Genomic DNA, 13,029 nt, shown 5'->3' with positions numbered 1-13,029 from the left:
TGCCCGCTTCCGCCACGTCCCGGATCAAGGATCTCGCCAATATCGAGGGCGTGCGGCAGAACCAGCTGATCGGCTACGGCCTCGTGGTCGGCCTCAACGGCACCGGCGACACCCTCAATAATATACCGTTCACCAAACAATCGCTGCAGGCGATGCTGGAGCGGATGGGCGTCAACATCCGCGGCGCCACCATCCGCACCGGCAACGTCGCCGCCGTCATGGTCACCGGCAACCTGCCGGCGTTCGGCACCCAGGGCACGCGGATGGACGTCACCGTCTCCGCGCTCGGCGATTCCAAGAACCTGCAGGGCGGAACCTTGCTCGTTACCCCCCTGCTCGGCGCCGACGGCAACGTCTATGCGGTGGCGCAGGGCTCGGTTGCGGTCGCCGGTTTCCAGGCCGAAGGCGCTGCCGCCAGCGTCGTCCGCGGCGTGCCGACCGTCGGCCGGATCGCCAACGGGGCCATCATCGAGCGCGAGATCGAGTTCGCGCTCAATCGCCTGCCCAATGTGCGGCTGGCGTTGCGCAATGCCGATTTCACCACCGCCAAGCGCATCGCCGCCGCGATCAACGATTACCTCGGCGTCAAGACCGCCGAGCCGATCGATCCCTCGACCGTGCAGCTTGCGGTCCCCACGGAATTCAAGGGCAACGTCGTCGCCTTCCTGACCGAGATCGAGCAGTTGCAGGTCGAGCCCGACCTCGCCGCCAAGATCGTGATCGACGAACGCTCCGGCGTCATCGTGATGGGCCGCGACGTCCGCGTCGCCACCGTCGCTGTCGCCCAGGGCAACCTTACCGTCTCGATTTCCGAAAGCCCCCAGGTGAGCCAGCCCAATCCGCTGTCTCGCGGACGAACGGTTGTGACGCCGAATTCCAGCGTCAAGGTCTCCGAAGACGGCAAGAAGTTCGCGGTGGTGAAAGACAGCGTATCGCTGCAGCAACTCGTCGACGGCCTCAACGGCTTGGGCATCGGCCCGCGCGACCTCATCAGCATCCTGCAGGCGATCAAGGCCGCCGGCGCGATCCAGGCCGACATCGAGGTGATGTGATGCAAACGAGCCTGATCAACACCAACAAACACAGCATGCCCACCAAGGCGATGATGCCGCTGTTCAACGGCCGGCCCGATCCAGATTTCGCCGAGGCGCTGAAGAAGGTGTCGCCGCAGGCGCAGGCCAAGGCCAAGGCCACCGCGACCGATTTCGAGGCGATGTTCCTCAACTCGATGTTTTCGCAGATGACAAGCGGGATCAAGGGCGAAGGTCCGTTCGGCGATACGCCGGGCACCGGAGTGTGGCGCTCGATGCTGACCGAACAATACTCGAAGAACTTCGCCAAGGCCGGCGGCGTGGGCATCTCCAACGACGTCTATCACACGCTGATCATGCAGCAAGCAGGTCGCAGCAGCTAGCCTCTCAAGGGAAAACGGACATGAATCAGAATCCTTCACGGCGAGAGGCGCCCGCCCCGGCCCCATCGGCCTCGACACCCGGCGACGCGCGCAAGCTCGCCGGGAACATGATGGATGTGATGAGCGCGTTGCTCGGCGTCATCGAGCGCGAAACCGAATTGGTGCGCGCGGGCAAACTGCGCGAGGCGATGGCGCTCGAACCGCAGAAAACCGATTTGTCGCGCCGCTATGTCAACGCGGTGGGCCTGCTGAAAGCCAGCCAGAAATATCTGTCGCAGACCGCGCCCGAACTCCTGAACACGCTGCATCGTCATCACGAAACGTTTCGCGCCATGCTGCAGATCAATCTCACGGTGCTGGCGACCGCGCACGCGGTATCCGAAAGCATCGTGCGCGGCGTCAACACCGAGATGCAGCAGCGCAATATTCCCAATACCTACACCGCGGCCGGACGGCGCGCGGCGCCGGGACCGCGCCACATGACGCCGATCGCGGTCAGCCGCTCGCTGTGACCGCACGGCGCGGCGCTTGCCTCGTGGTTTGATGCGTTGCCTTCACGCCAACGGGTTTCCCCTTCGCCTGCAGGCGCTTCGGGAGAAATGCTGACAATTTTCCTTAATTTTGCGCGCCTGTTTCAGCATGGCGTTCAGTGCGTTCCCTAACAAAACGTTGAGAGATGTCTGGCCATAGTTGCACACGATGGAGGGTTGGGATTTGACTCGAGGGAGGCCAGGAGGCTGCCATGAGTACGGATTTCAGCATCAGGCCGGTGGGGGCGCCGGCTGCTACGCCAGTTATACAGCCGCAGAGCGAGGCGGCCAGCAACGCGGTCGCGACCGAACTGCCCGCTAGCCAAAGTGTCACGGCGGTGGACACCAGCGTAGCCGTGCGCAACGACACGCCGGCGGCGAACGATTTCGTCTCGCATCAGGCGTTTATCGATCAGGCCGCGGCCTCGATCGTCTATCAGATCGTCGATAACCGCACCCAGGCGGTGGTCGCGCAGTATCCCGATGAGGCCGTGCTGCGCCGCCGGGCGTATTTCCACACGCTCGATCTGACCAAGGGCGAGCCGACCCGCATTCTCGCCACCGACCGCAAAGCGTAGATCGCTGCCGATCACAGGGTTTCGAGCCTCTCGGTTCTGATCGGGGCTTCATATTTCGTTTTGAAGATTCTGCCTGGGGAAAACCGCTATCGGAGCGCTCGAAAGCGGTATTCGATCAGCTCCGGGTGGCGACCGCGGTGTCGAGATAGGTTGAACCGGTCGCGGGATCGGTGACGACGTTCTTGACTTGCGCCGTTCCCAACTTGTTGGTCAACGTCATCTTGGTGTCGCCGACCCTGAACGACAGATCCTTGATCAGGACACTCTGGTATTTCACGGTGCTGCCGCTTTCGTACTTCACCTGCGCGTGGAAGCCCGAAACGCCGGAAACCGTGATTTTAAAGGTCTTCTTGTCGGGGTACGTTCCCGACCATGTGCCCTGATAGAGTGCAGGATCGACCGCCACATACTTTGTATTTGACGGAACCCCGCCTGCGCCGGCAGCCTTGTAGGCGGATGACAGGATGCTCATCATATCGGCCATGATGTCGCTCCGTTAATCGGTAAGGGCCATCAGACTCGTCCTGACAGGCCGGCGGCGAGATTGCAGTTGATGTCGATCAGCGATTTCAGTTTCGCCGGATCCGGATTGAGCTGCATTTCGATGGTCTGCTTCATGACGAACACGCCGATATTGGCGATGTTCTGACGGACTTCCAGCGGTTGCGGATTGTCGTTGGTCTCGACCGCGCTCATGAAGATCGTCCATAGACGACGGTTGAACAGCAGCGCGTTGTGCATGTTCTTGTCGGGACCGGTCCAGTTCGACTGGACGTCCTGCAACTGTCTTGCCGCCTTCAGCAGCGCCTGCGCCTCGATTTCCCGGGGGGGTGCCGTCGTTTGCGACGTGCGAGCATAGGCTTGAGCACCGTGAGACATCCATCACCTCTGGTAAGATTTACGCAGGACAAACTTCGAAACTGCTCAAGTTTTGTACGTCGGCTGCCTTTAAAATATGGTTAGCGATGGTTACCCAATTTGTCGGGAACCGGGCGAATCAAGCTTTTGCCACTTTCGGGCCCGCCGGTTGCTCACATCCGAAAACGGCGGGGTTTCCCCCGCCGCTTCAATGCCTGTTGTTGTCGGCTGGATCAGCGCAGCAGCTGCAGCACGCTCTGCTGCGACTGGTTGGACAGGGCGAGCGCGGACACCGCGATCGACTGGCGCGTCGACAGCGCCTGGCTGTTGGCCGCTTCCTCGTTGGAATCGGCCAGCGTCAGGTTGGCCGAACCGGTCTGCAGCACGTTGATCAGGTTCTTCGAGAAGTCCTGGCGGATCTGCACGATCGACAGGTTGGAACCGAGCGACGAGGCTTCCGACCGCAACTGCGCTGAAGCGGCGCTGACCTTGGCGATCACGGCGTTGGCCGAGCTGTTGTCCAGGAAGTCCGTGCCCCCGACCAGCGGACCAAGGCCGAGGCCGGCCGCGTCATAGGTAACGCCGGGGATGCTGAGCGTGGACTTGCCGGTCTCGTTGAAGGTCAGTTTCAAGTCATCGCCGAACAGCAGGTTGATGCCGTTGAACGAAGCGTCCTGCGACGTCGTGGTGATCTGGGCGATGATGTTGTTGTACTGGGTCACCAGGTTGGCACGGGTGGTCTGCGAGTTCGGATCGGCGAGCGGCTTACCCGCGACGCCGCCGGGCGGCGTGACAAGGGTCACGGTATCGGTGCCGCTGATCGCAATGTTATTCGCGGCTGCGGTTGTTCCGGTTGTCAGCGTCTGGCTTGCATTGTCGTTGACGGAGGTGAGCGAGATGGACCCGTCGCTGGCCAACGACGCCGTCAATCCAAGGCCGGCGGAAGCCAGCGCAGCATTGAAAGCGGCGATTGAGTTGACGTTGCCGGCAGCAACCGTGCTGCTGACCGTGATCGTGGTCGCGGCACCGACAGCAGGCGTAAAGATGAAGGTCTTGCCGTTGAGCGAGTTGGTACCGCCGTTGGTCAGATCGGCGGCCGTTCCGATAGCACCCAACGGGCCCGCGCCGGTCGGCGCCAGGCTCGTCGCGGAAGCCTTCACCGTGTAACCGGTGGTGGTCTGCAGCACCTGGCTGGCGATCGACTTGGCGGTATCGACCAGCTTCTGCAGCGAAGTGAGGCCGGTGTTGGCAGCCTGCAACACCTGCACGCCGTTGCCGATGGCGTCGAGCAGGTTGTTGATATCGCTGGCTCGGTTGTCGAGCCCCTGCGCCGTGAAGAAGTTGGTTGGATTGTCGAGCGCGGTGTTCACCTTCTTGCCGCTCGCCAGACGATTCTGGGTGGTCGACAGGAGCGCGGCGGTGTCTTGAAGAGAGAGCAGGTTCTGGCGAACCGCGGCCGAGAGAACTATACCGGACATGTGACAAACCTTCCGTAGTTTTACGTCCGTAGTTCTACCTAGTTTTCCTTTAAATTAAGGTTAACGCCGGCTTAAGTTCTTTGCTTAACGCTTTCTTACCGGCGTCGCGTCGCCACGCCCGCCGGCGACTCCGCCTCCTTTGTGGCTCCAAAACGAAAAAGCGGCGGGGTTTCCCCCGCCGCCTTGCTTGTTGGTCGTCTTCGAAGAAATCAGCGCAGCAGCTGCAGCACGCTCTGCTGGGACTGGTTGGCGAGCGACAGCGCGGACACCGCGATCGACTGGCGGGTCGACAGCGCCTGGCTGTTGGCCGCTTCCTCGTTGGCATCTGCCAGCGTCAGGTTGGACGCGCCGGTCTGCAACACGTTGATCAGGCTCTTGTTGAAGTCCTGACGCAACTGCACGACAGACAGGTTCGAACCCAGGGCCGACGCCTCGGTGCGCAGCGAGGTGCTGGCCGCGCTGAGCTTGGTGAGCGCCGCGTTGGCGGAGCTGTTGTCCAGGAAGTCCGTGCCCGTGGTCAGCGAACCAAGGCCGAGGCCGGCCGCGTCGTAGGTGACGCCCTGAACGTTGAGCGTGGACTTGCCGGTTTCGTCGAAGGTCAGCTTGAGGTTGTCACCAAACAGCAGGTTGATACCGTTGAAGGACGAATCCTGAGCGGTTGTCGAGATCTGCGTGATGATGTTGTTGTACTGGCTCACCAGGCTGGCGCGAATGGCCTGCGAAGCCGCATCTGCGACTGGCTTGCCCGCGGAGCCGCCGGCCGGAGTGACAAGGGTCGCCGTATCGGTGCCGCTGATCGCAATGTTATTGGCGGCTGCGGTTGTACCCGTCGTCAGCGTCTGGCTGGCGTTGTCGTTGGTGGAGGTGAGCGTGATGGAGCCGTCGCTGGCCAATGACGCCGTCAATCCAAGGCCGGCGGAGGTCAGCGCAGCGTTGAAAGCGTCGATCGAGTTGACGTTCCCGGCAGCAACCGTGCTGCTGACCGTGATGGTGGTGGCGGCACCGACAGCAGGCGTAAAGATGAAGGTCTTGCCGTTGAGCGAGTTGGTGCCCGCATTGGTCAGATCGGCGGCAGTTCCGGCAACAGCCAACGGGCCTGCGCCGGTCGGCGCCAGGCTCGCCGCGGAAGCCTTCACCGTATAGCCGGTGGGCGCCTGCAACACCTGATTGGCGATCGACTTGGCGGTATCGACCAGCTTCTGCAGCGAGGTGATGCCGGTGTTGGCAGCCTGCAGAACCTGAACGCCGTTGCCGATGCTGTCGAGCAGGTTGTTGATGTCGCTCGCACGGTTGTTAAGACCCTGCGCCGTGAAGAAGTTGGTCGGATTGTCGAGAGCCGAGTTGACCTTGTTGCCGGTGGCCAGACGGTTCTGGGTAGTCGCCAACAGCGAGGCGGTGTCTTGAAGCGAGAGCAGGTTCTGGCGAACCGCTGCCGAGAGAACAATACCGGTCATTTTCATACCTTTCTGGTGTGAAATAAGGGTGATGCCGTAACCCCAATCTTTTCTGATCGGGCGACAGGCTGACCGTGGGATCAAGCCTCTAACAAAAAATGAATCGGTTCCGCTCCAGGCCTTCCCCGATCACGCCGTTAGGGCGCCAATCAGTATTTTTACGGTGACATGGCTCAAGGACAGCATTGAAAACGCTGAACATTTTCGCGCAGGCGAGCTCGTTTACCAGCCGTTAACCGCGATAGGAAAGGATTGTGGCGGCATCGTCAAAAGAGGCATCGGCGCATCGGTTGCACAGATGTCCCACATGGGAAGCGGCACCGGAGAACAGACATGGCCTTGAAAGTCGAACTCAAACCGCACGAACGGATCATCATCGGCTCCTGCGTGATCACCAACACCGATCAGCGCGCCCGGCTACTGATCGACGGCGACAATATTCCGATCCTGCGCGAGAAGGACATCCTGACGCCGGAGACCGCCGACACGCCGGCCAAGCTCATCTACCTCGCCGTGCAACTGATGTATATTTTGCCGGATCCGCAGGTCAATCACGGCACCTATTTCAACCTGGTGCGCGACATCGTTACCGCAGCGCCCAGCGCTTGGCCGATCATCGAGGAAATCAACAACAATATCCTGAGCGGCGATATGTATCAGGCGCTGAAGGAAGCCAAGAAGCTCGTCGCCTACGAGAAGACGCTGCTGGATACGGTTCGGCCCAACGCAAACGCCGACACCGACGCGGAACGCCGCTCCGCCTGAGCGTCACTCACATCGCCAGCGGCGGCGACTGTTCCACCTGCAGCATCAGGCCGTCGCCGGAACACGATCGCTGCGCTCCAAACTCCAGCACCGCCGAGATCAGCGCGTCGATATCGCCGACGTCGGTGCGGTGATTGACGATCGCCGCGCGGATCGCGAGCTCACCGTCGAGCAGTGTGGTCGACGGCGCCGCGATGCCGGATTCCTGAATGTCCATGACGATATCGCCGTTCACTTTGCTGGCGTCCGCGGCGCGGTAGCGAAAGCAGACGATGTTGAGCTGCACCGGTGCCATCAGTTCCAGCCGCGGCTCGGCCAGTACCCGCGCTTCCAGGTAACCGGCAAGCGCGCAGGTTCGCGTGATGACGCCCCCCAGCTTCTCGGTCCCGTAGGTCTTCAGGGTGAACCAGGTCTTGAGCGCCCTGAAACCCCGCGACAGATCAGGCCCGAGGTCGCAAGGCCAGGGCGAGTTCGCGGCGAGCCCGCGGGTTTCCCGGCGCAGATACGCCGCCGGCGCGGCAAAGGCGTCGCGATGCCGGTCACCGTCACGGACCATCAGGAAGCCGGCGTCGTAAGGCACCTGTCCCCATTTGTGGAAGTCGAGCGCGATCGAATCGGCGTTTTCAATTCCCGCCAGCCGCGGCGCCAGCTCCGGCGACAGGATTCCAAGCGCGCCAAAGGCGCCGTCGACATGAAACCAGAGTCCCTCCTCGCGGCACAACGCGCTCAGCGCCGCGAGATCGTCAATGGCGCCGATATCCACCGTGCCGGCCGAGCCCACGACGAGGAACGGCTTGAGGCCGGCGCTGCGGTCAAGCGCGATCTGCACGCGCAATGCCTGGAGATCGATGCGATGGAATCGATCGACGCCGATGCAACGCAACGCATCGCTGCCGAAGCCGGAGATATCCATCGCCTTGGTGATGCAGCCATGCGCGGCTTTCGAAGTGTATGCGGTCAGCAGCGCGCCGTCGTCGCCGAGACCGTGCCGCCGGACCGATCGTCCGAGCGCCATTGTCCTCGCCACCAGCACCGCCATCAGATTGGCCATCGACGTGCCGGTGACGAAAATTCCGCTGGCGCCGTCGGGGAAGCCGAACATCTGGCGCGTCCATTCGACGATCTGACGTTCGACCTCGATAGGCATGTGATCGCGCCCGCCGAGATTGGCATTGAGTCCGGCCGCCAGCATTTCCGCCAGCATGCCGACCGCGGTGCCGCCGCCATGCACCCAACCCATGAAGCCCGGATGCACGTTGCCGGTCGCGTAGGGAACGATGAAATCGGTGAATTCCCGGTAGACCTCGCCGAGATCGGAAGCCTGACGCGGAAGCGCTGCGTGAAACCGCGCGCGGACCTGATCCGGTATCGGTTGCCAGACCGGACGATCCCTGATGTCGGCGGCATAGTCGATCATGTCATCGAGCATGCGATGACCCAGCGCACGGATGTCGTCCCAGTTCTTCGGATCGAGCGTCTCGCTCGAGGCGGATACCGGCGGCGCCTCGCGCAACAGCTTCGTCACGCCGCGCGCTCCCGTCCCTGCCGGGCGCGGACAATCAGCATCGCAGCGAATGCCTCGAAGATCTTGTGCATCTGCGGAGGCTTGTAGGGAAACAGCTCGGGCGAATCCATGTTGTGCACAACGGCGGTATTGTCAGCCTCGAAGATCAACAGATCTCCGCGCTTGTTCTCCGCGCAGTCGATCGTGAAATAGTCGAGGCCGATCCGCTCAACCGAGCCGGCGAGCGCGGTGGCATGGCGCCGCGCGAAGCCGAAGTCGAAGGTGCGCATGAAGGTCTCTTCTTCGAGACGCTTGTCCGCGCTGTCGGACATTCCGGCGTTGAGATACCAGATATCCCAGCGGCCGGCGATCGCCATGTGGCAGGCGTAAGGCTTCCTGTCGACGAACACGACCCGATATTTGCGAAACAGCCCGTCTTCATTGGCGTAGTCGACGAAGCGCGAAACGAAGAATTCCTGCTCTGCCCGTTCCGCGAGATATGCGCCGATCGCGGCGCGATCGTCGATCTTGGCGAGCCCGACCCCGGCATGCGAACCGCGCGGTCGGACGATCAGCGGAAAGTGCAGTTCGGCCGCGATGTCCGCGGGCGAAAGATTGCCCTGCGCCACATCCGCCAATTGCGCCGACGTCACGCATATCGTCGCCGGAATATCCAGCCCTTCGACGCCCTGCAGCAGACGATGCAATTTGTCCCGATCCAGGTTGCAGACGAGACGCGGCGGATTCAGCACCGGCTGCGGCCAGCGCGGCGCCATCTCATCGATGATGCGCAGCGCCTCGCGGCATTCATCGCTGTCGGAAGCGATCACGATCGCGACGTCATGAGCGGGCAGCGGCGACGGCAGCCCGATTCCGGGAATGACGTAAAGCGTCTTCAGTTCGATGCCGGATTCTTCCAACAGGAACTCGATCGGCGTATTGCCGCCCATGTCGATCGCAGCCGCGAGCGCAAGCACGCGGAGCTTCGGTGGATGCGCCGAACATGGTGAGCGGAACAATTGGTGGAAGGCGAGAACTTCCGCCTGAATGGACAGACCCGTCTGCTTCTCGCCGAGCAGCTGCGCGATCAGCGAGAGATCGAGCCCCTCGCCCGCGCTGGCCGTCCCGCCGACAACTTTCGAAATCAGTTCGTCGCGCAACGGGCGCAAGTCTGCCCCGTTAAACGCCATCGCCGTAAGGCTGGCAAGTCCGATCCGGTCCGCGCAGATTGGTTCGGAAAATCCGGTTCGTTGGTCAGAATCGGGCTGCATGCAAGAACTCCAGACGTGACGTGCAAAGGGGATGATGGCGCGGCGGCGGACGCAGCGCGGCGCTCAGCGCCGGCCCGGCTTCATGCGGCATTCGCCGCTCTTGCCGGCGCGGCGCTTGCCGACTGGGCAAATTGCGACGAGACATCGCCTTGAAACACCAATGGGCCGACATGATCGAGACGGCTTTCGAGATCGGCCCAGATTTCGCCGCCGATATCGGTCCAGCGTTTGCAGAAGGCGAAATCCTCGCTGAGATACGTCCCGGTACTGTGGTCGATCATGCAATCAAACAGCGCAAAGCGGTTGGGACTTCCGGCAAGAGCATCGATGGAATGTTCGCGGAAGAACTGCAGCGAGGCGTAGTCAGGATGCTGGCACATCTTCTCCAGCACCTGACGCCTGATCATCAGAAAGCCGGTTCCGGCGTAGCGCACGCGGGTGAATCCGTTGACGGCGACGACATGGTCCGGATCGTCGATCTCCAGCACATAGTCGAGCGCGGCCGACGGCGTTGCCGGCCGGTCGGCGTCCAGCATCCGCCTCGCCTTGTCCCAGTTGACCCGCTTGATGGGATAGACCCCGGCCACGACGTCCGCCCCGGTTTCGATCAGCCGGAAAACCTGGTCGGGTGTGAAACCGATATCGGCGTCCACGAACAACAGGTGAGTCGCCGTCGGATCGTCGAGAAACTGCGTCACCAGGTTGGCTCTCGCCCTCGTAATCAGCGCGTCGCCCTCCCGCATCAGAACCGAGAGGTCGATATTGCGCTTGGCACGAACCGCCCGCTGCAGATGGAAGATGGAGCCGGCGTAGATGCTGGAGACCTGGCCGCCGAAGCACGGCGTGGCCACCACGAGGTGAATTTGGTCGGTCATGATCGGCTCCGAAACGAGGCGCGGCCCTGGTCGTCACCAAACAGTAAATAGACGTGGTTAACGAAAGCCTAACGGGCGATGCCGCAATTCATCGCCAAGCCGGCGATCGCGCGCCCAGGAAGCTCCCGCTGCAGGCTGTTCGCCCATATTTGCAAGCAACCACTCGATTCTCGAGACGACCGCGCCGACGCGGTCGAGTTCACGCCGCACATTCGCCTGCCCTGTCCCCTCGTCCGTTGACCACGCTTCCGAGACGAGACGTGCGCTGGCGCAGATGCGGAGGGCCGCGGCCGGATGCCGACCGCATTCGCCCAATGCGACGGGTTGCCCGACAAGACAGACCTTCGCGGCATTCTCCTGCTCGCAACCGCCCTCATTTGCGGCGACGGCGTCTGGCGCATTCCCGGAAAGCGCGTGATGGATCTTCCTGCAATCCTCCAGCGAGAAGACGCGGCCGTCATGCCGGATCACAAACGGAAAGATCGTCGGCTGAGCCAGTTCCTCGTCGTCGACGCTGCCGTCTTGCGGCTTGTGCTGAGGCGGCAGCAGGTGAAGTGAACGCGACGATGCGATGATCCGCTCTGCTCCCTTGCCGAACGTCGCCAGAGCCAACCGGCGAAATTCGTCAGGCACGCTATAATACGCCCGGATCTCCTCGAGCGCGGCTTCCCAGCGAAGCCATTGGCCGAGATTTGCCCTGACCGGAAAGCGCGACCGCAGCGCGGGCCAGGTCTTCGGCCAGTCGCTGCGGCTGCTGTATTCACAGAGCCCCGGCGCGACGTCGCTGATCGCGGCGAGCGCTTTCGAGAGGCGCGCGGGCACCAGCACCGCACCGCTGAAGGCAGGCCCGGTGAAAAACTTTGAGCCGGTTACAATTACCAGATAGCCGCGGTCGAGATATTTTCGCAGCCGCGGCCGGCCAAGGCGCATTTGGCAGGCATCGACGACGATCTGGACCTGATCGGGCCAAAGCAGCGATATCTCGTCGAGGCATTGCTCGCTCGGGGCCCGCCAGCCCAGCTTCGACGAATCCATGATTTGCAGAAGAACGTTGGTTCCCTGTGCGACCGCCCTCTCGACCGCGCCGAGAACCATCGAATCGGTTTCGGCTTGCGGGCGAAAATCACCGTTTGCATCGAACAAAGGCAGCGCGACGCTGGTGACGGAATGCGCGAGCCCGGCAACAGGTTCTCCCTTTCGAACCCGGCTTCCGGTCGCCGTCGCGACGCTGAAATGACAGCCGCGCGCGGTGTCCGCGGTTCCGCTTCCGGTTTGATCGGCAGCGACCACGACTGTCGTCAACGCCGGGCCGAGCAGCGCGCGCGCCAGAAACAGCGCCTGAAGCTGTGAGTCGGTGCCTGACGGAGAAAAGACGATATCGACCGTGGTTGGCGACAGCCCGAGACAACCCCTCAATTCGCCGCGCATCGCCTCGATGCGCGCCTCAAAGGCTTCCTCGATCCCGACGGAAATCGCGGACCGCATCAGGGAGTCCCGGGTGCTGCCCGCGCGATCGTAGGCGCGCTCCGAAATCGAGGTCGCAGTGCTCGAGGCAAAGCTCAGCGTAGCGGGAGACGGGAACGGCCGGCAGCCATATTGGTTCATTCCACTCGCCGGATCGACGCTCAGTCGCGGATCACCGCCGCAGCCGAGCAGGTGCTGCAGCGGCAGGAACATCTCGGCCATGACCGAGGACGAACGCAATCGGCCGGAGGCCGGCTCTTTCGTCGCATGAAGTCGAACGCCGCCGTCTGACATTGCCTAACCTGCACCACGATCTGCCGCCGCCGCAGCGCCGGAATTCAAGCACCGGGAAAGACGCCGACTAGCCGACCGGGAGATACCTGGTCAGCGTCAGCTGAGAGAGCATCGAGGTGGTCTGGTAGGACGCCTGCAGGCTGGTCTGAAGCGCCAATATCTCGCTGGCCACCTGGTCCGGAGAAACCGTTTCCGCCGAGTCGATGAGATTTTGCAGCATCGACTTGCTCTGCGTCTGCCGCGCGCCGGCGTCCTTCATGGTCGCCTGCGCGGTTGCCAGATCCGCCTGAATATTCTGAATGGTCTGCTGCCCCGTCTCCGGCACGAGATTCTGCGCCACCCGCTGACTGAGTGCCTGGACCTGCAAGGCGCCGTTTGGATTGGTCGGCGACGTCGTGACCGCGGCGAAAACCGCCAGCGTTTGAAGCTGCGAACGAATAGCCTGCTCGTTGGCGCGTATTCCGTACTGCACGGTCACCGACTGATCGATACGCGAGGTCGCCGAGGCGCGTGCCGATCCGGTGCCCGTCTGGCCGGTGTACCA

At 62.5% G+C, this 13,029-nt stretch carries 13 protein-coding genes and 1 pseudogene; 5 read left to right on the top strand and 9 right to left on the bottom strand.

The features are described from left to right. The 4 genes from QZ213_RS14485 to QZ213_RS14470 form a co-directional block, all read left to right on the top strand. Positions 1–1,052 (top strand): flagellar basal body P-ring protein FlgI (locus tag QZ213_RS14485; RefSeq protein ID WP_291686766.1); only part of this gene is annotated, 1,052 nt, incomplete at its 5' end. Then, positions 1,052–1,414: a flagellar assembly peptidoglycan hydrolase FlgJ gene (gene flgJ / locus QZ213_RS14480; protein ID WP_291686765.1), complete on the top strand. Its 363-nt coding sequence runs from the start codon at positions 1,052–1,054 to the stop codon at positions 1,412–1,414. The genes QZ213_RS14485 and flgJ, both read left to right, overlap by 1 nt. Positions 1,415–1,434: 20 nt before the next feature. Continuing rightward, positions 1,435–1,926: a hypothetical protein gene (locus QZ213_RS14475; protein ID WP_291686764.1), complete on the top strand. Its 492-nt coding sequence runs from the start codon at positions 1,435–1,437 to the stop codon at positions 1,924–1,926. 230 nt (positions 1,927–2,156) lie between these two features. Beyond that, positions 2,157–2,522: a hypothetical protein gene (locus QZ213_RS14470; RefSeq protein WP_291686763.1), complete on the top strand. Its 366-nt coding sequence runs from the start codon at positions 2,157–2,159 to the stop codon at positions 2,520–2,522. 115 nt (positions 2,523–2,637) lie between these two features. On the opposite strand, the gene QZ213_RS14465 is transcribed toward QZ213_RS14470, so the two are convergent. The 4 genes from QZ213_RS14465 to QZ213_RS14450 all read right to left on the bottom strand — a co-directional run bounded on the left by QZ213_RS14465 (position 2,638) and on the right by QZ213_RS14450 (position 6,312). Continuing rightward, positions 2,638–3,006, bottom strand: coding sequence for a hypothetical protein (locus QZ213_RS14465; protein ID WP_291686762.1), 369 nt, complete (start codon positions 3,004–3,006; stop codon positions 2,638–2,640). Positions 3,007–3,035: 29 nt separating this feature from the next. Further along, the gene (gene flaF, locus QZ213_RS14460; RefSeq protein ID WP_291686761.1) at positions 3,036–3,401 is read right to left on the bottom strand and encodes a flagellar biosynthesis regulator FlaF; all 366 of its coding nucleotides are present in this window, start codon (positions 3,399–3,401) and stop codon (positions 3,036–3,038) included. 212 nt (positions 3,402–3,613) lie between these two features. Continuing rightward, entirely contained in the window at positions 3,614–4,858 is a 1,245-nt protein-coding gene (locus QZ213_RS14455; protein ID WP_291686760.1) for a flagellin, read from the bottom strand. Positions 4,859–5,067: 209 nt separating this feature from the next. Then, entirely contained in the window at positions 5,068–6,312 is a 1,245-nt protein-coding gene (locus QZ213_RS14450) for a flagellin (RefSeq protein ID WP_291686759.1), read from the bottom strand. Between the two features lie 333 nt (positions 6,313–6,645). On the opposite strand from QZ213_RS14450, the gene flbT reads away from it, so the two are divergent. Continuing rightward, positions 6,646–7,077: a flagellar biosynthesis repressor FlbT gene (flbT, locus tag QZ213_RS14445; protein ID WP_291686758.1), complete on the top strand. Its 432-nt coding sequence runs from the start codon at positions 6,646–6,648 to the stop codon at positions 7,075–7,077. Between the two features lie 7 nt (positions 7,078–7,084). On the opposite strand, the gene QZ213_RS14440 is transcribed toward flbT, so the two are convergent. The 5 genes and pseudogenes from QZ213_RS14440 to QZ213_RS14420 form a co-directional block, all read right to left on the bottom strand. Beyond that, a complete protein-coding gene (locus QZ213_RS14440; RefSeq protein ID WP_291686767.1) occupies positions 7,085–8,593 on the bottom strand; it encodes an aspartate aminotransferase family protein in 1,509 nt (502 codons plus the stop codon). Between the two features lie 5 nt (positions 8,594–8,598). Continuing rightward, on the bottom strand, positions 8,599–9,852 hold the full coding sequence (locus QZ213_RS14435) for a hypothetical protein (RefSeq protein ID WP_291686757.1): 1,254 nt from the start codon (positions 9,850–9,852) through the stop codon (positions 8,599–8,601). An 80-nt stretch (positions 9,853–9,932) separates the two neighbouring features. Then, positions 9,933–10,727: a hypothetical protein gene (locus QZ213_RS14430; RefSeq protein ID WP_291686756.1), complete on the bottom strand. Its 795-nt coding sequence runs from the start codon at positions 10,725–10,727 to the stop codon at positions 9,933–9,935. Between the two features lie 57 nt (positions 10,728–10,784). Next, on the bottom strand, positions 10,785–12,413 hold the full coding sequence (locus tag QZ213_RS14425) for a hypothetical protein (RefSeq protein WP_291686755.1): 1,629 nt from the start codon (positions 12,411–12,413) through the stop codon (positions 10,785–10,787). Between the two features lie 139 nt (positions 12,414–12,552). Then, positions 12,553–13,029: pseudogene (locus QZ213_RS14420) on the bottom strand (flagellar protein); the annotation flags it as partial.

Source organism: Bradyrhizobium sp., assembly GCF_017881085.1.
GTDB lineage: Bacteria > Pseudomonadota > Alphaproteobacteria > Rhizobiales > Xanthobacteraceae > Bradyrhizobium.
The sequence above is the reverse complement of the archived record's forward strand: the minus strand, read 5'-3'. Positions and strand labels throughout refer to the sequence as shown.

What these genes read in the sequence shown, in the direction of transcription:
- QZ213_RS14470 (WP_291686763.1), top strand. Translation starts at nt 2,157, where the DNA reads ATGAGTACGGATTTCAGCATCAGGCCGGTGGGGGCGCCGGCTGCTACG.
- QZ213_RS14435 (WP_291686757.1), bottom strand. Translation starts at nt 9,852, where the DNA reads ATGCAGCCCGATTCTGACCAACGAACCGGATTTTCCGAACCAATCTGC.
- QZ213_RS14465 (WP_291686762.1), bottom strand. Translation starts at nt 3,006, where the DNA reads ATGGCCGATATGATGAGCATCCTGTCATCCGCCTACAAGGCTGCCGGC.
- QZ213_RS14475 (WP_291686764.1), top strand. Translation starts at nt 1,435, where the DNA reads ATGAATCAGAATCCTTCACGGCGAGAGGCGCCCGCCCCGGCCCCATCG.
- QZ213_RS14425 (WP_291686755.1), bottom strand. Translation starts at nt 12,413, where the DNA reads ATGGCCGAGATGTTCCTGCCGCTGCAGCACCTGCTCGGCTGCGGCGGT.
- QZ213_RS14450 (WP_291686759.1), bottom strand. Translation starts at nt 6,312, where the DNA reads ATGACCGGTATTGTTCTCTCGGCAGCGGTTCGCCAGAACCTGCTCTCG.
- flbT (WP_291686758.1), top strand. Translation starts at nt 6,646, where the DNA reads ATGGCCTTGAAAGTCGAACTCAAACCGCACGAACGGATCATCATCGGC.
- QZ213_RS14430 (WP_291686756.1), bottom strand. Translation starts at nt 10,727, where the DNA reads ATGACCGACCAAATTCACCTCGTGGTGGCCACGCCGTGCTTCGGCGGC.
- QZ213_RS14455 (WP_291686760.1), bottom strand. Translation starts at nt 4,858, where the DNA reads ATGTCCGGTATAGTTCTCTCGGCCGCGGTTCGCCAGAACCTGCTCTCT.
- flgJ (WP_291686765.1), top strand. Translation starts at nt 1,052, where the DNA reads ATGCAAACGAGCCTGATCAACACCAACAAACACAGCATGCCCACCAAG.
- flaF (WP_291686761.1), bottom strand. Translation starts at nt 3,401, where the DNA reads ATGTCTCACGGTGCTCAAGCCTATGCTCGCACGTCGCAAACGACGGCA.